We start from the raw sequence: 22,077 nt of genomic DNA, 5'->3' as shown, positions 1-22,077 counted from the left end.
CGTCATTCGATGCGACGGAACCCGATTTCCAGATTCGCCGGGCGCAACGTCAGATTCTCCTCGACATCGAGTTCGCCGTGTGGGGTGAGTTCGTAATCGCGCACCAGTGACGCGATGAGCAGTTTCGCTTCGTGTAGCGCGAACGCCTGGCCGATGCAGGCGCGCGGGCCGGTGCCGAACGGTCGATATGCCCAGGGTTTGGGCCGGAAGCCGCCCATCCAGCGATCGGGGCGGAACTCGTCCGCGTCGGTCCCCCACACGGCCGGATCGCGGTGTACCGCCAACAGCAGTACGAACACCCAATCGCCCGCGGCGATGGGGTATCCGCCCAGGGTGGTGTCCTGGCGGGCTTCGCGGAAGAAGCCCGGCGCCACAGGCCATAGGCGGAGCGCTTCGGCGATCACCGCGTCGGTAACCTCGAGCTTGGCCACGTCCTCGTAGGCGATGCGACCATCGGTGGTCAGTGCGCTGGCCTCTGCGCGTACGCGCGCGGCCAGTTCCGGGTCGTTGGCCAGGAAGTGCGCCACGAAGGCCAGTAGGTTGCCGGTGGTCTCGTGCCCTGCAACGAAAAGCGTCAAGACTTGTTCGACAAGGTTGTCGTCGGGCAGCGCCGGCCCCTCGACGGGGTACATCATGCGGTCCAGCAGATCCGGGTACCGCTGGCCGGACTGTCGCCGCGCCTCGATCACCTCGGACACCACGCCCTTCATGAACGCGACATCCGTGTCGTTCTGGCGGGCGCGCTTGCCACCGGTCAGCTTGCCCACCACGGGGATTGCCGACTCCTGGGCGTAGGCGAACACTCGTGTGAGCGCGTCGGCGAACGGGTTTCGGCCGGTGTCGCGATCGGTGAATGCGCCGACGGGGTAGCCGAACCCGGCCAGCCCGATCGCCTCCAATGCGGCATCGCCCATCATCGCGGCGGTGTCGGTGACGGTACGCCCCTGTCCGAGCCACTGCGCGGTCTGCTCCGCCACGTGGACGAAGGCGTCGTGGTAGTCGGCGAGGGCGGCGGGAACGAATCCCTGAATCAGCGCCTCGTGGCCGCGTTTCCACTCCATCGAATCGTTCGAGGCGGTGAACAGACCGTTACCGGCGATGGCGCGCAGCTTCTCGTACGGGCGGGCGAAATGGCGCTGCCAGGACTTCTCGTCGATGACCTCGCGCATGAGGTCTGACGACCCGGCGAAGGTCAAATGGATTCCGCCGACGAACGTACGCCGATACAACGGCCCGAGCTGGCTGAACTGCCACAACGTCTTCTGGTTCGGGCGTTTGCGATCCATGCCCAGCACATCACCCAGAATCGGCACACGCTTGGGCGGATGCGGAATGCTCTGCGCCGCAGTAGGTTTCGTCATAGTCATACGGTTGCCTCTCTGAGGTGCGGTTCTGTGACTGGTGCGGGGACGAGACGGGTCTTGCGCCATTCGCGAGCGATCTTGAGGACGAACGCTTCGTTTCCCACCCACGCGGGCGCGCACGCGTCCTGGTCGCGGTACCCCTCTTCGCCCTCGTCCAGGGCGGCGCGTAGCGCCTGGCACACCTGGGACGGGTCCGGGCGCGGGTCCAGACCGGCAAGGTAGGGAGCCGCCGAGATCATCGTGTCCTCGATTTCGATCAACATTCGATGCTCGGTCACCTGGGGCAGCGTTTTGCGCGCTTTGACGTGCAGACGCATTTCCGGGCGGGCGTCCATCATGTCCGCCCACATCGGCTCGAGTATCGCGATATTGCGCGAGGCGGGGTCTCGGCGCAGCCGGATCGCCAGCGATGTGGCGATCGAGGGCAAGGCCAGCAGCATCAGCAGCGCGACCGGGGCCAGGAACAGCAAGTCATTGGTGCCCGCCCGGTCGATAGTGAGTTCGTCCTGACCTGCGGTGATCATCCAGCCGGTGAGAATGCGGGTCCACGCGTCGAGCTGCGAGACGGCGATACAGGCGATGATGACGCCCGCGAACACCGCGCGAGCGAGGCTCTGACGCCAGTGCCACACCAAACTGACGGCGGTGACCAAGGGCAGCAACTCAGCGAGCGCGGTCGGCAGGGAATAGGTCATCAGATAGACCCCGGGCCGCCAGCCCGATAGCTCCTCGACCGCGATATCGGCCGCGCGCGCAGGAGCCGAGATCCACGCGAGCGCTAGAACGAGCACCGCGACGCCGACCCAGATCAGCACTATGGTGCTGTCGCGCACGGGCCTGCGCGCGTGCCACAACAGTCCGATCCAAACGAGAGCGCCGGCCGCGCACAGCGCTGCCGCGTGGGTGGCAAGGCGGATATCGGCGAGTGCGATCCACCGTGTCAGCACCGACTGAACGGCCCGGTCGCGCAGCAGCGCGGTAAACCAGAACGACATAGCCAGCGTGGCCAATGCCCAGTCCAGGCTCAGGCGTTCGACGAGCACCGTCATGCGGGCTAGGACCACTGCCGCGATCCAGATCAGCAGTGCCGCCGCGAGCGGCTCAGATAGCGAAGATGTGGCTTCGGCGACGAGCAGAGGGCTTGGAGTCATCGCCACATCAGTTCGATCACCGACGCGGCACGATGGCGTGCGCCGCTAATGTCGTCGGGCCGTCCGCGGCTCATGCCCGCGAGATGGGTTCCCAGCCATTCGGCTTCCTGCTCCGCGACGGAGTCGAAGTGACTGCGCTGCATGATCTCGCGGACTCGTTCGGGGTCAAGGCCCTCGGCTAGCAACGAGTCGGTCACTTCGAATTGGTCGTCGCCTCGGTGTTCGAGCAGGACGTGACCGAACTCGTGCATGATCTCTTGCCGTTGGCCGCGAGGCGATCGCGCGGGGTCGTACTTGACGACGAGTTCCTGCTGCGTGACCCACAGAGCACCGCACCGTGAAACCGACGGCACATGCACCCGCCACGGGTCCAAGACGATCCGCTTGCCGAGCCGCCCGGACAGATACCTCGTGAACTCTCCGACCGTCCACGGCGGGGTAAGAGGAATTCCGTCCAGGATGCTCTGTAACCGGCTCTCATCCACCGCAGTCCCGACCTCCGAGTTCTGTACACGATCTCCATCTGTGCACATGCCCGCAGCGCACCCATATAGAAGTGACCGTTCAACTAATAGCTCCACAACATAATAGCTGGCACATAGCTGACTCGCCCTGGCGATGTCTACAGCCGAATCCCGATCACAAAGGTTTCCGGCAATCCGGTATGACTACGGCACCCCGCTGATGACCTGGCGATCTCCGAGAGATGAAGAGCGGCGACGATCCGGACAAGAGCGTGCGGGATTTCACATCCGGTTGTTCACGGATTCGATCTCGAGATGGTGCCACTGACCGCCCCTCGGGGCCGATATCGGTTCAAATCCGGCCCGTGCGTGATTTAACTCACTCAATCGAGGATGGTCGAGCTTCATCGAAGTTGGTCGAAGTTGGCCCTGCCGGATAGTTGCTACTACCTCGATTTAACCCCCTGAACTGCACATTGTGCGTTTGCGACAGCCTCCTTACCGTTCGATCCGTGGCCGGAAATCCGGTCGCTGGATTGCACGAAGGAGCTGTTGCTGATGAGGGAGTTACCGAGACGCCCGAGCTACCGCGTGCGCGGTGGCGCGGTAGCGATGGCGTCGATAGTCACGGTCGGTGCGGGCGCCGCCGTGGCGTCTGCGGCCGATCCGTTCGCGGATCTCACCGCGCAGGGTTGCCCGGCGGTCTACGCGCTGGGCGTACAGGGCACCGGGCAGTCCGCGCCGGACGCCCCGGTCACGACCGATACCGGGATGCTGTCGCAAGTGTTCGTGCCGCTCCAGGCAGACGCCGACGCAGCCGGGGTGAAGATCTCACGGGCCTACGTCCCCTACGACGCGTCGTTCGGCGGCCTGGACAGGCCCGCCAATCCGGACACCGCCTCGTATGAGCGATCGGTGTCCGGCGGCCTCGAGTCGCTGGACAAGATGGCGAGCCAGATCGTCGCGGCGTGCCCGGCCACGCGGATCGCAGTTGCCGGGTACAGCCAGGGCGCGCACGTGGTGAGCATGTGGGCCAAGCAAGTAGGGACAGGCTCGGGTGCGGTCGCTCCGTCACAGGTCGCGGCGGTCGCCCTGTTCGGTGACCCGGTGCGCGCGCCGGGTTCACCGACCTTCCCCGGCCGCGCCGGCCAGGACAGCCCCGACCCTGCTCCGGAGACCTCCGGCGCAGCGGTCGGCGAGTTGAGCGCGGTGCCTCAAGCGCCGACCTCGGGCGGTGGGATCGGTCCCGAACGTGACAAGGCGGGCGGTTTCGGCGCGTTGGACGGCCGGGTGATGAGCGTGTGCGCCTCCGGGGACCTGGCGTGTGATGCGCCGTCGCACGCTCCGATTCTGGAAGCGGTCGCAAATATCGCCGGTCAGGCCGACAGCGGCGGTGATCCGTTGCGGGCGCTGTGGAGCGTGACCCAAGCGCTGGCGTTCACGACGATCAAGACCGCCACGTCCGCGGTGAACGAGGACGTGAAGGGTGATTCGCTGGCGAATCTGTCGATCAATCCGAAGGTGAGCCTGTCGCAGCGGATCGCGGACGCCTCGGACCCACGGACTGCGCTGGCCCCCGGCGACGTGGTTCAGGCGGTGCTGAAAGTCGCGACGATCGGATTCAATTCCGTTGCCGCCGTGGCAGAAACGCTGTTGACGCCGGACACGATCGCGTCAGTCGCGACGGCGGGATTGGCGAATCCTGTTGCGGGATTAGCTGTTTTCGGGGTCAAGCTGCTGGGCGCGTTGCCGCAGCTAATGCCGCCGCGAACGGCGATCGGGCTGGTCAAGAGCGCTTTCGAGGTGGTGACCACCAACATCAGCGACAACCGAGACTTGGTCGATACGGCGGTGTGGACGAAGTACTCCGATGCGATCACCAAGCACAACTCCTACGGGCAGAACCCGATCAGCGCCGACGGGCAGTCAGCGACCCGCTATGTCGCGGACTGGTTCGCCGCCATCGCACGCGACAGCGCGGGAGCGGCGGCACCGAGCACTTCGGGCAAGGCCCAGCCCAGCCCGCAGAGCCGCACCGGCACCACGACCGCAACGCCTCGCGTGAGCGCGCCGCCGACGAGCACCAACCGCCCTCCCGGCGGCGCGCAATACCCGTGGGATTCATCCAGCGGGAGCGGACTCGAGGGGCTGCCGATACCCGGGTCCGAGTCCACCGCCACCAGCACGACGGCTCCCCTCTCGCCCCCGGCGTCCGCGACGCGAACCCGATGAATCCGCCAGCAAGAACCGATCAAACACCCCGACAGACAAGGGGTTTCGATACGAAGGAATTCGAGAACGTGAGAACAACGACGAAGACCCGCCGTAGTCGTGCGTGGCTGATGACCGCTGCGGCGGTGCCGGTCACCGCCGCGATCCTGTGCGGTGCGGTGGCACCGGCGGCTGCTGTCCCGAATGGGCAGGCCGGAGTCACCACCCAAACCCCGGGCGGCGGGCAGGCCGGGGTGACCTCCCCCGCACCGCCACCGCCGCCGCCCGCACCGCCAGTGGTGGACGAAGGCGTGCAAGGACCGACGGCAGCGCAGCCCTACACCACCCGCGCTGAGCCCGTCCCGCAGGCTCCCGCGCCCGCGATTGATCCTTCGCAGTTGCACGCCCCCGAGCCGGTGGCTCCGGTGCTGCCGATCCGCCCCGCGCCCGACACCGTGCGTATGGGCAGCCTCGAGGCCCCCCGCCCGGACTGGCTACCCGAGGAATACGCCGACCAGATCAACTCCGGGGCGGCACTGGGTGAAGCACAGATCGCGCAGGTGTGGAACTCGGTCGGTGTCCCGGCGAACCGATCGGACCGCGTCGCGGCGGGAACGGTCGCTGGCGCAGTGATCGGTGGCGTCGCCGCCGCGATCCCCGGCGCTGTCGCCGGTGGCGCGGCCGGTGCGGTCGTGGGCGCCGGAGTCGGCGCGGTCGCCGGTGGCGCGGTCGGTGTCGGCGGTGCGCTGGTCGCGGGCGGTGCGGCCGGTGTGGGTGCGGCACTGGCCACCGGTGGCGTGGCCGCGATCCCGGCGATCGCCGCTATTCCGATCGTCGCCGGAGGAACCATCGGCACGGCGATCGCCGCAGGCGCGGTGATCGGAGCCGTAGCCGGAGCGGGGCTCGGCGCGCTCGGCGGCGGTGCCGCCGCCGGCCTTGCCGGAGCCGCTGTGGGCGGCGCGATCGGCGCTGCGGTCGGAGCCGGTTCCTAATCCCCTGTTCGTCCCGGTGGTGGCGCGGACTGGCGCACACAAGCGCCCAGCCCGCGCCACCGACCGCGAGCGATTCGAGCAACGACATCTATTGAGGAGGTGAAGAATATTGTCCACGCCCAACAACGGCCAAGCGGGCCACTGGAGCGACTGGCTACCGGCACCCACAGCGCCGGAGCAGATCAGCCAAGCCCACAACGACGGGGCCGAAATCGGTTCCACCGTAAGCGATGACGCGCACGCAGTGCGGAATTCGCGGCATCCGGGGCGATCGGTCTCGCGTGCGATTCGTCGCCACACCGTGGTGATCGGCGCGAGTGTGGCGGTCGCGGCGACCGTCGCCGGGATCGGATTGCTGTGGCCTGACGAGTCGAGCGGTCCGGTGCCCGCGGAGACGGCCAGCCAAGCCGTGGTGACGACCACCGCCAGTGTTCCCGCAGCGCCACGCCCTGACCCGACGCTCGGAGGCGGGCCAGGATGCGAGCCGACCCGCACCCCGAACCTCGTGCGGGGCAACGGAACCGGATCTCTGTCCAACGGCCCGGACGCCATCCTGGCCTTCGAACACGCCTACTACACGCAGCGCTCGGGCACTGCGGCGCGGGCGGCGACGACACCCGATGCCGCAGTTCCGACCGCGCAGGAGATCGACGCCGGAATCGGCACCCTCGCACCCGGGACTGCTGCCTGCGTCGTGATCATCCCGGCGGCTCCGGATCTCTACCGCGTCTCGATCACCGAGACCGGCTCGGCCGGTGAGAAGCGCAGCTTCACCCAGCTGATCACCACAACCAACGTCGGCGGTACACACCGGATCACCGGTATTACCGCCGCCGATTCCTAACCCTTCCCCTCGGCACACGCCCGAACCCCGGCATCGCTGTGCCCATCTGCATTTTCGAACGGAGTAACGACATGTCCACTACCGCAAACCAAATCGTGCACGTGGAGTATCCCGGCGGCGCACGCTTCGTCTACCGAATCCCCGTCCACGAAATCGAGGCATTCGTTGCCGCCGCACGCCTGCTCGGCGTGTGGGTCAGCATCGTGCGCGAGCTACGCCCGCGCCACCTGCGCAGCGTGCCCACACAGGCCGCCGCGTGAGCGAGCCGATCCCCGCACAGGAGGCCCACGGTGGGACGCCGATCTGGGATCGGCCTATCCCGTACAGCGGGGGCCGCGCGCCGATGCTGTGGCTACTGGGCGCGCACGGCGGCGCGGGTGTGAGCACCCTGGAACGGGTCCTCGCGCCCGCGGCCGATGCACAGCGTCGTTGGCCCGGCGTGCTCGACGGCGAATCACCGTTCGTCGTGGTCGTCGCACGGGAGACCCTCGACGGTTTGGCTCGCGCGCACGAGCTGCTGCGCCAGCACCGCGCCGGGAACGCCGGACCCAGCCGCGTTCTCGGGCTGATCACCTGCGCCCACCAACCCGGACGCGTCCCCCTCGATATCCGCCGCTACCGCCGCGTCATTGACGAACTCGTCCCCGAAAGCGGGCGCTGGCGCGTGGGATGGCAACCCGCCTGGCCGCTGACCCAACGCAGCGACCTACCGGTGTGGACACCGGAGAGCCCCTACCCCAGCCGTGGCAGCGACCCCCTGGCCGCCGCACGCGAACTGGGCCACAACCTCTTGGCCGCCGTGAGCGCCACCGCGACCGAGGACACCACCGACCGACTACCAGGAGCAACAGCAGCATGATTCTCGAAACAGTCCACCACGCAATCGTTTTGGCCGTCGACGACATCCAGCCCGAAGCGCCGCCCGGTTCGGGGCAGATCCTGCGCCTGGTCCGCTACCTGATGTGGTTCGTGATGTTGTGCGGCGTGGCCGCGATCATCTACGCGGGCGGCAAGTTCGGGTGGGAGAAATGGAACGGCGCCACCCTGGAATCACCGAAGATGGTGGCCGCCGCCGCGATCGGCGGCATCATCGCCACCAGCGCGTCCAGCTTGATGAACGCCGTCGTCCTCAACTGATGAGCACCGCCTACAAGCAGTTACCCGCCTCGGTCACCGGGCCGCTGGATCAGCTGTGGGGCTGGGGCGCGTGGTTCGCGCTGACCATCTGCCTGGCATGGCTGATCGCCGCTGCGGGCCGGCTGTGGCTGGCCCACCGCCACGGCGAACCGATCTGGTCCGAAGGCACCCACAGCATCGTGATGAGTCTGCTCGGCGCGATCCTGGCCAGCAGCGCCGCCGCCGTCGCGACAGCCGTGCTGTCGCCGTTCTGACGCATCGCCTCTCGGCGCACCAATAAGTCTGCGCCGCAATCTTTCTTAAGGAATCAACCATGTCTCTGCTTTCGCATGCCCAAAACAGGGCAACACTGAGCGGCCTAGCCGTTGCCCTCGTGGCAGCGGCGGCCCTGTCCGGGTGCGGGTCCGACTCGGAATCGAGTGCGCCGCAACCGGATCTGACCAGCGTCCCGGCCGGGTTGCATTGGAACAGCTTCCAAGGCATCGCGATCCCCGCCGGGGAGGACGGCCCGGCCACCAACGGTGTGGCCGCGACCGGCTACCGACAGACGCCGCAAGGCGCGGCGCTGGCGGCCATCGCCCACACCGTGCGCCTGTCCACGGCCGACAACACCACCTGGGCACACATCACCAACGCAGAAGTCGCCCCCGGCCCGGCCCGCGACGCCTGGACGTTGGCGCGGGCACGCGTCAAGATCGCCCAGCCCGCCGATCCCGCCACCGCACCCCGAATCCTCGGCTATCAGATCACCAGCTACCAGCCCGAACGGGCAACGGTCAACGCAGTCAGCGTCTACCCGGACACGAGCCTGGCCGCCACCGCCATCGCGGTGGTGTGGCAGCGCGGGGACTGGCGGCTCGAGCTGCCCGACCCCGCCAGCACCACGCCCACCGTCTCCGCGATCGGTTCGGTTCCGACCGATGGTTTCGTGCGGTTGGAGGGCACGCGGTGAAGCTGCGCGAAACCACCTCCACCGACATCGGCCACGATGCGCCGCAACATCAGCGGCGCGGCAAACAGATCGGATTGATCGCCGCCCTCGCTGTGGTCGCACTCGTCGTCGTCGGCGGGGTTGCCGCCCTCAACGTCGGCCACGACAACACCGCGACGACGAACGAGCCGGTCTCCGCTCCGGGTCACGGCGATTCGACCGCCACCGGTTTCGACGTTCCCGCGACCGATGTATTCGGTCGGCGCGTCGATACACCCCGTAATGCGGCCGGTCAGCCGCTGCCTCAGACCGGCACCGGGCGCACCTCGGGTGATCCGGATTGGCTGACCGGCGCGCCCGTGCTGCCCGCCCAGGGTGGATGGCAACGAGTCGGCGGGGCGTCGGTGCCCTTCTCCACCTCCGATGGACCGACCCGGGTAGCCGATGGTGTGGCGGCCGGGTGGGCGCACACGCCCCAGGGCGCGGCACTGGCGGCGGTCTACGCCGGCTACCAGGTCAACGCCCGCCCCGGTAGCCGCACCGTGCGCGAGCGCCTGATCATCAATCCCGCCAAGGGATTACGAGAATTCGAGGCGAATCGGGCAGCGGGACGTCTGCCGGACCAGCTGCCGGAGAACCTGACTCGCTATTTTGTCGCCCCGGATGCCTTCCGGATCGACAGCTACGCCGAGGACATGGCCGTGGTCGCGATCGCCACGCGCGGCGTAGATGACAACGGGTCACCGGCGTGGACGGCCACCCAGATCGTCATGGTGTGGGACGGCGGGGACTGGCGGCTGCAACCGCCGCCCGGCGCCACACCTCCCCAGCACGTCATCTCGACGCTGACCGGGGGGTGGATCAAGTGGTGACCACCACCGCCGCCAACCCTCATGCGGACCGAAATCGCCTGCACCGGAGCTTGTTCCGAGTGCTTGCGCTGTTGGTCGCCGCACTGGCCGTCGGCCTTGCCGGAGCGGGTGCCGCGACGGCGCAGCCGACGCCCGACACCGGCGGATCGTACGGGTTCGACCAGACGTGCAACGACATGCACGATGCCCTCTCCAGCGTCGGAATCCCCGGTACTCCATTGGATTTGGGCAACGCTGTCTCCGCAGCTTGCAAAGGCGCGAACGTGGCCTCCCATCCGGGTCAGGCGGTGTCCGCGGTGGCGGATGCGGCGTGGAGTACCGCGTTCGGCCAGGTCGTGGAGTCGCTGATCTCAGGGCTTAGCCAGGCGATCGTGTTGTCGCTCTCGTTCTGGGCGCGCCTGCCTACCGCGATCACCGACAGCCCGGATCTGTTCTCCAAGATCTCCGACTACACCTATCAGCTCCAGTGGTACCTGCTCGCCGCGAGCGTCATGCTGTGCGGAATTCGCTTGGCCCAAGCACGCCGCCACGCGATGCACGACGCCGCGCACGACACCTTCAAGGTCTTGGCGCGCACGATCTTCGCTTCCACCATGTGGAGCGCGGTCCTGGTCGCGGGCACCCACGCTTCGGATGCCCTGGCGAATTGGATTCTCAGCGAAGCCGCCGGGGGTGACCCGAAGGCAGCGGCGAAAGCGTTGGCGCAGACAGCGGGGTTGTCGGTGTTCTCGCCGGGTCTGGTGTTGATCCTGGCGTGCGTCGGCATCCTCGGCGCACTCGCACAGGTCGTGCTGGCCGTCGTGCGCGAAGGGCTCCTGGTCGTGGTCGCCGGAGTGCTGCCGCTGGCGGCTGCGAGCTCGGCCACGAACTCCGGGCGCGGTCTCTACGACCGGCTCATCGGCTGGTCGGTGGCGTTCCTGCTGTACAAGCCCCTCGCCGCGCTAGTGTATCTGATCGCGTTCACCACCGTCGGGGACACCGCCCTCGACGCCAGCGACGCCGGGGCGGTCGATGCCGAGTCGGCGCAGCGCGCCCTGGTCGGGCTGGTGCTGGTGTGCTCGGCCGCGCTCACCCTGCCCGCCCTGATGCGGCTGGTCTCCCCGATCGCGGGCATGAGCGGTGGCTCCGGCGCCGCAGCGGCAGCCGGAGTAGCGACCGCGGTCGCCGCCGGGGTCTCGATGACCGGCGGGTCCGGCGGATCGGCCGGGACCGGCGCGGCCAGCGCCAAGGGCGGCGCGGGAAGCATCTCCACCACCGCCACCGGCCACAGCGGCGGAAGTAGCTCCCCAGGCGCGATTCCACTGCGCAGCCCTGCCGCGAGCGGCGGAGCCAGTGGCGCGACCGCGACCGCCGCGAAGGCCGCCGGCCCGGTCGGCGTCGCCGCCGCCGCAGGAATCGGTTTGGCGAGCAAGGGAATTCAGACGATGCAGTCGACCGTCGAGCAATCCGCAGCACCCAACGGCACACCACCTCCGACACGCCCCTACTCCGGCCCGTCCGGATCGCAGGTGCCGCGATGAACGCCCCCGCCGCGTCGCAGCGGCGCACCTACGGCGGATGGTCACGGCCCCGCTCGGAAGGCATGTTCGGCCTCGCCTGGGAAGCCACCGTTCTGGGGTTCGTGTTCGTGGTGATCGCGATGGTGACCGCCGTTTTCGTCAGTTTCACCGCCGCCCTCGTCGTGGCGGCATTTCAAGCAATCGTGTGGGCTCCGTTGGCTTTTCGGATCAACGGGCGCACCGGGTATGAGAGGGCTTTGGTTATGGCGCAGTGGTTGCGCACCTGGGCACGCAAAGAAAACATCTATCGCAGCGGCACGTTCTCACGGTTCGGGACCGCGAAACTTCCCGGCCTGCTGGCACTTTCGCGCCTATATGAAGGCGTCGACGCCGATCAGTACCGGTTCGGCATGGTTCACATGCCCAAACAGGGCCTCTACACCGTGCTACTGCGGGTATGGCCCTCGGGCGCGGAGAACGTCGATCAGGCCGTCATTGATCAATGGGTCGCAGCCTGGGGTGGATTCGTCGCCTCCCTCGGCGGTGCCAGTGACATCGTCGCGATCACCCCGGTGCTCTCGACGGTCCCCGAGACCGGGCACCGCCTCGCCGGTGAGGTCGCCGAACTGACACGGCCCGACGCGCCGGAGATGGCGCGGGCGATGATGGCCGAACTCGCCGCCACCCTGCCCTCGCACACCGTGCAGCTCGACGCGTGGTGCTCGATCACTTTCCGCGCCACCACCGCCGAACGGCGACGCGAACCCGCGGAGCAAGCCGTAGAGATCGGGCGCCGACTACCCGGCATCGTCGCCGCGCTCGCCCAAGCCGGGGTGCGGACACGGCCGATGACAGCGGCCGAAGTCACCGCGACGGCGCGCCGCAGTTTCGACCCCGCCGCCGAAGCCGACCTGGAAACCGCCGCCGCGAGCAGTGACGGTCACGGGCTCGGCTGGGATGATGCCGGGCCGATCTACTACCACGAACGGGTCGGACGTCTCGAGCACGACGGCGTGGTCTCGACTACGTGGGAGATGGACTACGCCCCGTCTGGCACGGTGGACGAACGCGTGTTGCAGCGGTTGCTGGCCCCGACACCGGACCTACCACGCAAGCGGGTCGCCCTGGTCCTGCGTCCGCACGCGGCAGCCGACGCGGCCAACATCGTCGACGACGACTTCAAAAACGCCCTCGTCGCACAGCAATCGGGCAAGGGCGTGGTCTCCGCGCACGCGATGCTGCGCGTCGGTGCGACCGAGCAGGCACGCGAAGAACAAGCGCGCGGACACGGAGTCTCGCGGTTCGGGGTCCTGGTCACCGTCACTGTTCCCGCTGGCAGCGATCTGCCGCGTATCGACGCACTGACCGGCGATCTCTCCGACCAGGCCCGGTTGCGAATTCGGCGCGCCTACTACTACCAGGCCGCCGCGTTCGCCGGCTCGCTCGGCGTCGGGGTCCTGTTGCCGGAGATGGCCACTCTGCCTCGGGTGATGGCGGCGTGACCGGCAACAAGGAGCGCCGCGAGCGTGGGCCGCGTCTGCTCGACGCCGCAGAGCGCGAGCGACTGGAACGCCGAAGAGCAGACGCGGGGGTCCTGGGGTCGGGCTGGGCGCGGCTGCGGCTGCGCACCGACGACAATCGCCAAGCGAACCGAGCCAAGCGCCGGGCCACGACGGCAACGGGTCCGCAGCTGACTGTGTCGGGGGCCAGCGGTGCGGGCGGCGGGCGGTGGCGAAGCATCGCCCGCCCTGCCGAATGGCGCGGCACCACCGCCCAAATCGCCGGGCTCTGGCCCTGGTGCGTGGGCGCGGGTGCGCCGCTGCTGGGTACCCCGCTCGGCTCGCACCTGACCACCGGTGCGCCGGTGTGCTTCGACCCGTTCAACTGGTTCTCGCGCGGCTCGTTCTTGACCGCGCCGAGCCTGTTCGTCCTGGGGCTCAACGGATTCGGAAAGTCATCGCTGGTGCGCCGCATTGTGCTGGGCGGCATCGCCCAGGGCGTGACGCCGTTAATCCTGGCCGATGTCAAACCTGATTACCGCTCCACTGTGCTGGCCTGCGGTGGTCAGGTGGTCGATGTCGGCTACGGGCACGGCCAGCTCAACCCCCTAGATCCTGCACTGCTGGGCAAGGCGATGCAGCAGCTGCGCGCGGCCGGGCGGCACGAGGCGGCCGAGAATGTCGCCGCCGAATTACGTGCCCGCCAAACCAACCTCATCGCCGGACTCGTGGAGCTGATCCGCGGTGAGCGGATCGCCGACTACGAGGACACGCTGATCTCTACCGCGCTGCGGCTGCTGAACACTCCGGTGGCCGAGGGTGGTCGCGGGTTCACTGTCGACTCCCCCGCGATCCTGGATGACCTGCTGGAGGTGATCACCGGCGGCGGTGAGGAATTGATGCTCGATGCCGCTGCTGCGACCTCACAACGGTATGCGGAAGCGATTGTGCCGCTGCGCCGTTCGCTACGGGCACTGACTCAGGGTCCGTTCGGGCAGGTCTTCAACGGGCAGACCACGGTGGCCCTGGATCTCGAGGCTCCAGCGGTGTGTGTGGACGTCTCCCACATCCCCACCGGCGACACCAAGCTCAAAGCGGCGGTGATGCTGTCCTGTTGGGCGATCGGTTTCGGGTCCATCGAAGCGCTGAACATGCTGGCGGAGAACGGGATCGGCAAGCAGCGCGTGTTCCAGGTCGTCATGGACGAGCTGTGGCAAGTCCTCGGTTTGGGCGAGTTCATGGTCGCCCGCGTCGACGAGCTGACCCGGCTGCAACGCTCCCTGGCCGTGTCGCTGATCCTGATCAGCCACTCTGTACGCGACCTGCACAACATCGGCGGCACCGCCGGCGCGAGAGCGCTCGGTTTCCTCGAGCGCTCGCGCGCCAAGATCCTGGGCGCGCTACCCGCCGAGGAACTGGAACTGCTGGACGGCATCGTGAAACTCACCGGTGCCGAGGCCGACATGGTGACGAGTTGGTCAGCGCCCCAAGCGTTGACCGGTGAACCCCTGCGCCCGGGGATGCCCCGGCCGATGGCGGCCGGGGTCGGAAAATTCTTGCTCAAGGTGAGCGAGGACCGCAGCCCCGGCATCCCCTTCCAGCTCCACCTCACTGACGTGGAGCGAATTCGCGGGATTCACAGCACTTCAGAGTTGTTCTCTCAGTTTCACCGGGATGCGGCGGGGGGTATGGCCGCATGAGCGTCCGGCGATACCGGCTTGTCTCCGAGGACGTGCGCGCGGCGGCGGTTGCGCGGTGTCGCGACATGATCGCGGTGGGCTCTTCCCAGACCGCTGCCTGCCGAATTGTGGCGGCGGGTTTAGGAGTGCACTACAACACCGTCCGTAACTGGGTTCGCGACAGCCCCGACCCCGACGCGCACAACGGGGTCAGCCCGCGCCTGGCCGCAGAGCTGGCAAAGGCACGCGCAGAACTACACGCCGCGCTCGGGTTGAACCGCGAGCTGATGACGATGCTGCACGACCGCGAACGAGCCGTGCAGCGATGACCGCGAGCGTGATGAAGTCGGTGAGCGCGGCCTCAGCGCTGCTGCTCACCGCCGTGATGCTGATCGTGATCGTCGTGTCCGGGCAAGAAGTCCCCGGGTGCGCGGTCCCGGCCCCGATGGGACAAGGCACCACCTCCGGCACCGACGGCGCTCGAGATCCGGTCAGCCTGGCCGGATACGACAGCAAACAACTCGAGCTGGCCCGCCAGATCGTTGCGGTCGGTGAGCAACGCCAGATCCCCGAAAGCGGGATTCTGGCGGCGCTGATGGCCGCAAGCACGGAATCGGGACTCAAGAATTACGCCAATTCCGGTGTGCCGGACTCACTGTCGTATCCGCATGACGCTGTGGGATCGGACCACGACTCCGTGGGCCCATTTCAGCTGCGGGTCTCGATCTGGTCGGGCCAGCTCGGCGGTATGGCCCAACTGATGAACCCGCTGCGTCAGATCGGCTGGTTCTACGACCAGCTCCTTGCCGTGGAGGGCTGGCAGACCCGCGACCCGGCCGACCTCGCCCAGGCCGTGGAACGCTCGGCCTATCCCGACGCCTACGCGACCAAACGCGAGGCCGCCCACGCGCTGCACCGGGAATTCCGCGGCGCCGCCGCGCGAACCCCTGCGACCCCGGGCGTGCTGTGCGAGCTGGGACCGGCCTCGGGAGTCGACGGACCGCAAAACGGTAGCGGTGGTTCAGATTTCGGGAAACGAGTCCTCGCGGCAGGGATGCGGGGCATCGGGTTGCCGTACGTGTGGGGCGGAGGCGACGCCACCGGCCCCACCGGCGGTGGATTCGATTGCTCGGGACTGACGTTGTTCGCGGTCGCCCAGGCATCGGAAGGGCAAATCGTGCTGGGGCACTACACCGGCGACCAGCAACGAGACTCCCGAGGTGCCCCGGTCGCGCTCGACCGGATGCAACCCGGCGATCTCATCTACTTCACCTCCCCAGGTGAGGCCGATTCCCACCACACCGGGATCTATGCGGGCCTCGATCCCGCCACAGGGGAGCCGCAGCTCCTCAACGCACCGACCTTCGGAATCCCGGTGCAGGTGCAGCCCCTCTCGGACTTCGCATCAGACCGGATGGACGTCCGGAGATTCGGTGCCCAGCAACAGGATTCACGGCCATGACCGATCCACACACGGAAGACGACGCAATGACACCAACGATCGCGAGAAGCCCCCGCGCACGTCTCGGCGCGGCGGCGAGCCTGATCATGCTCGCACTCGCAGCGGCTGGATGTGGGACAGCGACCGAGCCCGCCGCACCGCCGGCCCAACCGGGCGCTGAGATCGTCGCGGGCATCGACACTGGCGACGCCCTGGCGGTCATGGTCGCGGCTACCGAGACCGCCTACACCTGGACCCCGGGGCCGGACCGCGACAGCGCGGCCGGAGTCGAGCGCGCCAGCGGACTACTCACCCAGCAATATCGCGCCCAGCTCGGAGCCACCGCCTCCGGGTTGGCAGCCGTCCCGGCTGGCGTGTGGGCACGCTGGGCCAGCGCACACGCCACGATCACCGCCACGGCGGTAATCACCCCCGACAATCACCCCAGCGACACCGCCCAGACCCGCCAGCGCGTCGTGGCGCTGACCCAAAAGACCAACGGCACAAGCGAACCCGAACGCCGCTCGGTGCTGTACGTCACCGCCTCCGCCACCCCCGGCGGGTGGCGCGTCTCGCTGATCGCGCCCCGATGACCGCGCTCGTTATTTCCGGCCCGCTGAGGGCCGAGGGCGGGCGACATCGGCAGTCCGCGGTGCCGCTGGTGCGGCGTCGGCGCGGCGGTGCGCTGGTTGGGGTTGTCGCGGGCAGGGCCACGGTGAGGTCTCTCGCCCGAGACGACTGGGCACCCGGTGGCGGGGTGCCGTGTGCGCGGAGAACCAGCATGGTCACGGCCTGGTCGTCGGCAAATCCGGACTCACCACACGGTGGCTCGACACCGCCGCCGAAAAACTGCCCGAAGACACTCGCTCGCTCGCCGGGAACTTTTTCGACTGCGCCGCAACCGCATTGGCCCACAACCCGACACGCGACCCCACAGGTCCCCGCCACCCACGGCACCACCACCGGGCGAACAGCCGCCCCAGGCGAGGAGACCACCACCATGAACCACACCCCCGACAACCACACCCACCACACCGCCACCACCGACTACACCACCGGTCTCCGGCAAGCCGATCTCGCCGCCGCTCTCGCCCTCGACCACGCCGCCGTGGCCGAAGCTCTCGAGGCGTCCGAGGACGCACGCGAGCACGCAGCGACCACCGCCCCCGAGGCCGGACGAGTAGCGCCGGTGTCGCAGCTGACCCGCGCGTTCGGTGTACGGGTGCCGATGACATTGATCCTGCTGCTCGGCTCCGCCCAGGGGCACATGCCTTGGCAGGCGGCCCTGGCCGTGGTGGTCGTCAGTGAGCTGGCCGTGGCCGGCGGCAGCGTGGCCCGCCGCTCGACCCGCAAGGAGAACCCCGCGTGAACGGCGACAAAGACCCCGCGCTCGGCAACCGGGAAGCCCTCGGGCTGCTGATCGCGGGGGGCACCGCAACCGGTGCCGGGACGCTGATCTCCCTGGCCGCCCACCTGGGCTACCGTCTGGACGGCCGCGCGACGGACACACTCGCGATCAACCCGCTCGTGCTGCTCGTAACGACGGCGGCCGGGCGGGTCGCCTGGCCGTTGACGGCCACCCTCGCACTCGTCGCCGAACTCCTCGTCCTGGCAGCCGTGACGGTGCTGGCGGTGCGGTGGTGGAAGGCCCACCGCCCCGCCCGGACGTGGATCGACGCAAAGGCCAAGCAACTCGCCTTCGGCGCAGACCTGGCGCCGCTGACCGAATCCGCGGTCACGGCCAAAGCCACGATGCTCGGAGCCGCGGTGCCCGAGGACACGGTCCCGGGGCTGTCGCTGGGTATCGCGGTCGCCGACCGCCAACAGCTGTGGGCCGATTTCGAAACCCTGCATATCGACATTTGGGGACCGCGCCAGGGCAAAAGCACCTCGCGGGCGGTACCGGCGGTGTGCGAAGCGCCGGGGCCGGTGATCGTCACCAGCAACAAACGCGATCTCGTCGACGACACCCGCGGCATCCGCGAAAAGCAAGGCCGCTGCTGGATCTTCGACCCCCAGGCGGTCGCCGACTCCGACGATCCGAACTGGTGGTGGAACCCGCTCGCTTCCGTCCGCACAGAGGTTGACGCCGCCCAGCTGGCCTCGCACTTCGCCGACGGCGACGACGGCCAGTCAGCCAAGAAGGACGCGTTCTTCGACCCAGAGGGCGAATCCCTTTTGGCCGCACTGTTCTTGGCCGCCGCTGTCGCCGGAGAGCCGATCACGCGGGTGTACGAGTGGATCTCCGATCCCGATGATCTACAGCCGGTGCGGATGCTCGAACAGCGCTGGCCGCTGATCGCGACCGGGCTGCGCGCCCAGTACGAACTGGATCGCCGTACCCGCAGCGGCGTTTTTGCGACCGGGCGCAAGATGGCGGCGAGCCTGCGCCTGGAGTCGATCCGGCGATGGGTCACCAGCGACGGCCCCGCCGACAAACGGCCCCAACTCGACCCCGCCGCCCTGGCGACAAGTCGAGACACCCTCTACATGCTGTCACTGGAAGGCGCGGGCAGCTGCGGACCTTTGGTGAACGCCCTGACCGCCTCGGTTCTCGAAGCCGCTACCCATATCGGTTCCAAGCAGCCCATGGGCCGCCTGTCGACGCCGCTGGTCTGTGTGCTCGATGAAGCTGCCAACGTGGTGCGATGGCGGGATTTGCCGAAGCGTTACTCCCACTTTGGATCTCGCGGAATTCTGGTGCTGACGATTCTGCAATCGTGGTCTCAGGGCGTGCGCTGCTGGGGCGCGGAAGGGATGGAGGCGCTGTGGTCTGCCTCCGGCGTCCGCGTCGTCGGCTCCGGTGTCGACGACAACGAATTCCTGCGACGCCGTTCCGACAGCATCGGAGACCGTGAACAACTGCGCGGCACCCTGACCCGTCACAGCGGGTCGGTCTCCCGGTCTTGGCAGCTCACCGATAAACGCATCCTCACCTTGGCCGACCTCACCGCGATCCCGCGCGGGCGTGCCCTGATCTGGACCGCCGGAATGAGGCCGGTGCTTGTCGAGACCGTGCCGTGGATGCGCCGTCCCTACGCCGACGCCGTCGCTGCTTCCCGCGCCCGCTACGGACCGACCCAAACCCTCACTGTGACAACGCCTCCGGACCGCGCAGGCGATAGACGAAAGGACGGACCGCGATGATCGAGGACCCAGACGCGATGATGGGCGAGGAGATCGAGTTCCGTCCCCGCCGGCCCGAATCCGCGGACACCGAGGAAGCCGGTCCTGCACCGGCCCCACCGAAACCCGCGTTCACGAATCTGGTCGACTTCGTGCAAAACCGTCTGGTGATCATCTACCGGCGGGTGCCCGACAGCTCGACGCGGCGGTGGTGCCCGGAGTGGTGGCGTCACGACGAAGCCGTACTGCGACTGTTCGCATTGTGGCGCGCCTACGAGGCGTTGCGCCGCGACGACAACGGCTTGGGTCTGTCGAACTGGTGGCTCCAGCACGCCGACCCGCATATGCGGGTCCTGATGTCGGTCGACGGCCCCTTCGAACTGTGCAAGAAGGGCCACAAAGACGGAGACGACGACGGAAACCCGCACTACGGCATCGCCCCACTACCCCACGTCGAAGCCGACCGGGAAGCATTCGCCGCCCTCGGCGCGTGGACGGACAACGAAATCGACCGCGCCGCCTAGCCTTTCCCGCGCACATCCGCTGTGCGCGATCCAAATACTCACGCAGACAAAGGAGACCGCTGATGGCGGATGATGAGATCGGCCGCGAAACAGCAGCGGCTCTACGTACCACGCTCCAGGTCGCGGGCCTGCTGGCCGAGCACTGGGGTCGGCGCACAGCATCGCGGGCACAAGCGGCCACGGCCCGCCACGAAGCCCGAGCCCGAGAGTCCGCAGCCCGGTGGCAGGCCCAGCAACGCAGCGCCGAAGCGTACTTGCGCACCACCGCCAGCACCGGCTGGTGGCGCGAGGCCAGCCGCAACGATGTCACCGAAGCGTGGTGCACCGCGCGGCAATGGCGCCAGCATTCCGCCGTCGCCGCGACCGCCGAAAAACGGCTCACCGCCCAGATTTCGGAGCGGTACGGAATCGACCTAACCAGAACGATCGCGATCGACGCACCCGCCGACGCGGCCGCGATTCACCACCTGCTCACCCGAGCTGCGTGGCGACAGGCCCTCGCACCCGACGACGCCGTCCACGGTGACGCCCTCGCCGACGATCCCGCCACCCGTCGCGCCGAGAGCGAAGCCCTCTACGCGCTCGTCGCCGAGCACGCCCGCGCAACCCGCCTCGCCATCGACGACGGCCGACACGACGCGACAGCGGCCGTTGCGGAGGCTGGATTGCAGGCAGTCGGGTCCGGGCAGCAATGGCTGCGGGAGTTCGACCGCGCGCCCGAGCTGGCCTACGCGCGCGTCCTGATCGCGCCCGACGCCACGACTCGGCTAGCGATCTACGACAGCGCCCAAAGGCTGCACAGCCACGAGAACAACCCGCTGATCAGCGACCAAGGGCGTAGCGCGCGGATCGCCAGCGAAGTGGCGGTGGTCGAAGAACTCGGCGAACCCGGCCGCACGTGGCTCGATGCATGGCGAGCCGACCCCGAGACGGCTTATCACCATGTGCTCGACAACCGCCACATCCACAAGGAATTGGAAGGCCGAGCCGAGAAGATAGTCAGCGCACAGCGGCGCGACGCCGAAAGCCTCCTGCGCGGCCGGACCGAGAAATGGTGCGCCACGGCCGGACGCGCCGAAATTCTCGACGCGTGGAGCACGGCCCGAACCTGGCGCGAGGACTCTCCCCTGGCCGCCACCATCCATGACCGGCTCAACAGCCAGATCCTCGAACGCTTCGGCCTGGACCTCACTGCCGACCACGCAACGGACCTGGACCAGGTCCGCGGCTTACTCGACCAAGCGGCCTGGCGGGTAGCTGCCGCCAAAATGGACCCCACCGCATTAACAGCGGCACAGGCCGAGACCGACGAACGCCAGCGTCACGAACATGACCAGCTCTACAAACTGGTTACAGACCATTCGGCCGCCACCGACGAGTACCTGAGTCACGGCGACAACCGCAGCAACACCAGCGATCCCGGACGCGGTCAGCGCGCGACAGCGATCAGCGCCGTCGAAGACCAGCTACGCGATGTCGGGCCACTGGGGCAACGATGGCTGCGCGAGTTCGACGCCGACCCACACCGCGCCTACGCCCGTGTCCTCGTCGCCCCTGATGCCCCGACGCGCCGCCAGCTGCACGACGCCGTGCAGCAGCTCCACGACAGCCAGATCACCGGACCTACCCGCACTCCACGTCTGGACCACGATCAGGCGGTCACCGCTGTGGAAGCCACCGGCGACGCGGGCCGGCGGTGGCTGGAGGCGTGGCGATCGAACCCTCACGCAGCGGTACGCCGAGTTCTCGAAGATCGGTACACGGTGACCGAATCCCTGCGAGCGCCAAAACAACCGGCCTCGCGGCCGACGAGACGAGGCCGGGCGGCGTCGCCGCGCCGGGAACCGAGACCACGACCGCAGCCCAAGACCTGGACAGTTTCGGATCTGGACAAAGCCCGCGGCTGGTTGGCCGAGCACGATCCGGAATGGCTCGCCGTACGCGACTGGAAGATCGCCAACTTGAGCGACACCACATCCGGTCGACAGAGCGTCGAAAACGCCATCGTCGAACGCTACCGGCACGCGACCAGCCCTGATCCAGTCGAACGTGAAGGCGCCCGCGCGACGGCGATAGCTGACCACGACAGCGCGGAACGCACCGACGCGATCCAGACCCAGCTGGCGAATCGAGGAGTTGATCCTGCGCTGCAACGAATCCGAATGAGCCTCGAACAAGACAACGCTATCCCGCTCCATGCGGTCGTGGCGAGACCAGTGAGCCATGCTGCGGAACAGGTCGCCGACCAGCCACGAGGCGTTGAACTGGATCAACATCTCGGCCGCGCCCCCGATGACGCGCTATCCCTCTGACCCGGCCGACTCGGTGGTAACAGATATCGAC

General features: G+C 68.1%; 22 protein-coding genes. 19 read left to right on the top strand and 3 right to left on the bottom strand.

Annotation, left to right across the window (positions count from 1 at the left end; all coding sequences use genetic code 11):
• Positions 1–2 precede the first annotated feature (2 nt).
• The 3 genes from D7D52_RS17150 to D7D52_RS17140 form a co-directional block, all read right to left on the bottom strand.
• Positions 3–1,361 carry a cytochrome P450 gene (locus tag D7D52_RS17150; RefSeq protein WP_120737697.1) on the bottom strand — a complete coding sequence of 453 codons (1,359 nt, stop codon included), beginning with the start codon at positions 1,359–1,361 and terminating at the stop codon, positions 3–5.
• Between the two features lie 2 nt (positions 1,362–1,363).
• Positions 1,364–2,413 carry a DUF6545 domain-containing protein gene (locus D7D52_RS17145; RefSeq protein WP_162958372.1) on the bottom strand — a complete coding sequence of 350 codons (1,050 nt, stop codon included), beginning with the start codon at positions 2,411–2,413 and terminating at the stop codon, positions 1,364–1,366.
• Between the two features lie 98 nt (positions 2,414–2,511).
• On the bottom strand, positions 2,512–3,000 hold the full coding sequence (locus tag D7D52_RS17140; RefSeq protein ID WP_162958371.1) for an ImmA/IrrE family metallo-endopeptidase: 489 nt from the start codon (positions 2,998–3,000) through the stop codon (positions 2,512–2,514).
• 537 nt (positions 3,001–3,537) lie between these two features.
• On the opposite strand from D7D52_RS17140, the gene D7D52_RS17135 reads away from it, so the two are divergent.
• From D7D52_RS17135 to D7D52_RS17045, 19 genes are all read left to right on the top strand, one after another.
• Entirely contained in the window at positions 3,538–5,211 is a 1,674-nt protein-coding gene (locus D7D52_RS17135; RefSeq protein WP_246023906.1) for a cutinase family protein, read from the top strand.
• A gap of 68 nt (positions 5,212–5,279) precedes the next feature.
• Positions 5,280–6,182, top strand: coding sequence for a hypothetical protein (locus tag D7D52_RS17130; protein WP_162958370.1), 903 nt, complete (start codon positions 5,280–5,282; stop codon positions 6,180–6,182).
• Positions 6,183–6,291: 109 nt separating this feature from the next.
• Complete coding sequence (locus D7D52_RS17125) at positions 6,292–7,026, top strand: DUF8176 domain-containing protein (RefSeq protein ID WP_162958369.1); 735 nt, start codon at positions 6,292–6,294, stop codon at positions 7,024–7,026.
• 71 nt (positions 7,027–7,097) lie between these two features.
• The gene (locus tag D7D52_RS17120) at positions 7,098–7,286 is read left to right on the top strand and encodes a hypothetical protein (protein WP_120737685.1); all 189 of its coding nucleotides are present in this window, start codon (positions 7,098–7,100) and stop codon (positions 7,284–7,286) included.
• Positions 7,283–7,885 (top strand): hypothetical protein, encoded by a 603-nt coding sequence (locus D7D52_RS17115; RefSeq protein WP_246023905.1) that lies wholly within the window; start codon positions 7,283–7,285, stop codon positions 7,883–7,885. The genes D7D52_RS17120 and D7D52_RS17115 overlap by 4 nt, the downstream gene beginning before the upstream one ends.
• A complete protein-coding gene (locus D7D52_RS17110; RefSeq protein WP_120737683.1) occupies positions 7,882–8,163 on the top strand; it encodes a hypothetical protein in 282 nt (93 codons plus the stop codon). The genes D7D52_RS17115 and D7D52_RS17110 overlap by 4 nt, the downstream gene beginning before the upstream one ends.
• Positions 8,163–8,417, top strand: coding sequence for a hypothetical protein (locus D7D52_RS17105; RefSeq protein WP_120737681.1), 255 nt, complete (start codon positions 8,163–8,165; stop codon positions 8,415–8,417). The genes D7D52_RS17110 and D7D52_RS17105 overlap by 1 nt, the downstream gene beginning before the upstream one ends.
• Before the next feature lie 119 nt (positions 8,418–8,536).
• Positions 8,537–9,115, top strand: a complete 579-nt coding sequence (locus D7D52_RS17100; RefSeq protein ID WP_246023904.1) for a DUF8175 domain-containg protein — start codon at positions 8,537–8,539, stop codon at positions 9,113–9,115.
• A complete protein-coding gene (locus D7D52_RS17095) occupies positions 9,112–9,966 on the top strand; it encodes a DUF8175 domain-containg protein (RefSeq protein ID WP_120737679.1) in 855 nt (284 codons plus the stop codon). The genes D7D52_RS17100 and D7D52_RS17095 overlap by 4 nt, the downstream gene beginning before the upstream one ends.
• A 59-nt stretch (positions 9,967–10,025) precedes the next feature.
• On the top strand, positions 10,026–11,486 hold the full coding sequence (locus D7D52_RS17090) for a TrbL/VirB6 family protein (protein ID WP_162958368.1): 1,461 nt from the start codon (positions 10,026–10,028) through the stop codon (positions 11,484–11,486).
• Positions 11,483–12,967: an SCO6880 family protein gene (locus tag D7D52_RS17085; RefSeq protein WP_120737675.1), complete on the top strand. Its 1,485-nt coding sequence runs from the start codon at positions 11,483–11,485 to the stop codon at positions 12,965–12,967. The genes D7D52_RS17090 and D7D52_RS17085 overlap by 4 nt, the downstream gene beginning before the upstream one ends.
• Positions 12,964–14,664 carry a hypothetical protein gene (locus D7D52_RS17080; protein WP_246023903.1) on the top strand — a complete coding sequence of 567 codons (1,701 nt, stop codon included), beginning with the start codon at positions 12,964–12,966 and terminating at the stop codon, positions 14,662–14,664. The genes D7D52_RS17085 and D7D52_RS17080 overlap by 4 nt, the downstream gene beginning before the upstream one ends.
• Positions 14,661–14,972, top strand: coding sequence for a hypothetical protein (locus tag D7D52_RS17075; RefSeq protein WP_120737673.1), 312 nt, complete (start codon positions 14,661–14,663; stop codon positions 14,970–14,972). The genes D7D52_RS17080 and D7D52_RS17075 overlap by 4 nt, the downstream gene beginning before the upstream one ends.
• Entirely contained in the window at positions 14,969–16,105 is a 1,137-nt protein-coding gene (locus tag D7D52_RS17070; RefSeq protein WP_246023902.1) for a C40 family peptidase, read from the top strand. The genes D7D52_RS17075 and D7D52_RS17070 overlap by 4 nt, the downstream gene beginning before the upstream one ends.
• Positions 16,102–16,677, top strand: coding sequence for a hypothetical protein (locus D7D52_RS37825; RefSeq protein ID WP_162958367.1), 576 nt, complete (start codon positions 16,102–16,104; stop codon positions 16,675–16,677). Before D7D52_RS17070 ends, D7D52_RS37825 begins: the two co-directional genes overlap by 4 nt.
• Positions 16,678–17,084: 407 nt before the next feature.
• Entirely contained in the window at positions 17,085–17,453 is a 369-nt protein-coding gene (locus D7D52_RS17060; protein WP_120737669.1) for a hypothetical protein, read from the top strand.
• Positions 17,450–19,231: a type IV secretory system conjugative DNA transfer family protein gene (locus D7D52_RS17055; protein ID WP_120737667.1), complete on the top strand. Its 1,782-nt coding sequence runs from the start codon at positions 17,450–17,452 to the stop codon at positions 19,229–19,231. The genes D7D52_RS17060 and D7D52_RS17055 overlap by 4 nt, the downstream gene beginning before the upstream one ends.
• Positions 19,228–19,734, top strand: a complete 507-nt coding sequence (locus tag D7D52_RS17050) for a DUF4913 domain-containing protein (protein ID WP_120737665.1) — start codon at positions 19,228–19,230, stop codon at positions 19,732–19,734. The genes D7D52_RS17055 and D7D52_RS17050 overlap by 4 nt, the downstream gene beginning before the upstream one ends.
• A 62-nt stretch (positions 19,735–19,796) precedes the next feature.
• A complete protein-coding gene (locus D7D52_RS17045) occupies positions 19,797–22,046 on the top strand; it encodes a hypothetical protein (RefSeq protein ID WP_162958366.1) in 2,250 nt (749 codons plus the stop codon).
• The last annotated feature ends 31 nt before the right edge of the window (positions 22,047–22,077 follow it).

It is taken from the genome of Nocardia yunnanensis (genome assembly GCF_003626895.1).
Lineage (GTDB): Bacteria > Actinomycetota > Actinomycetes > Mycobacteriales > Mycobacteriaceae > Nocardia > Nocardia yunnanensis.
This window is presented reverse-complemented; position numbering and strand designations above follow the sequence as displayed.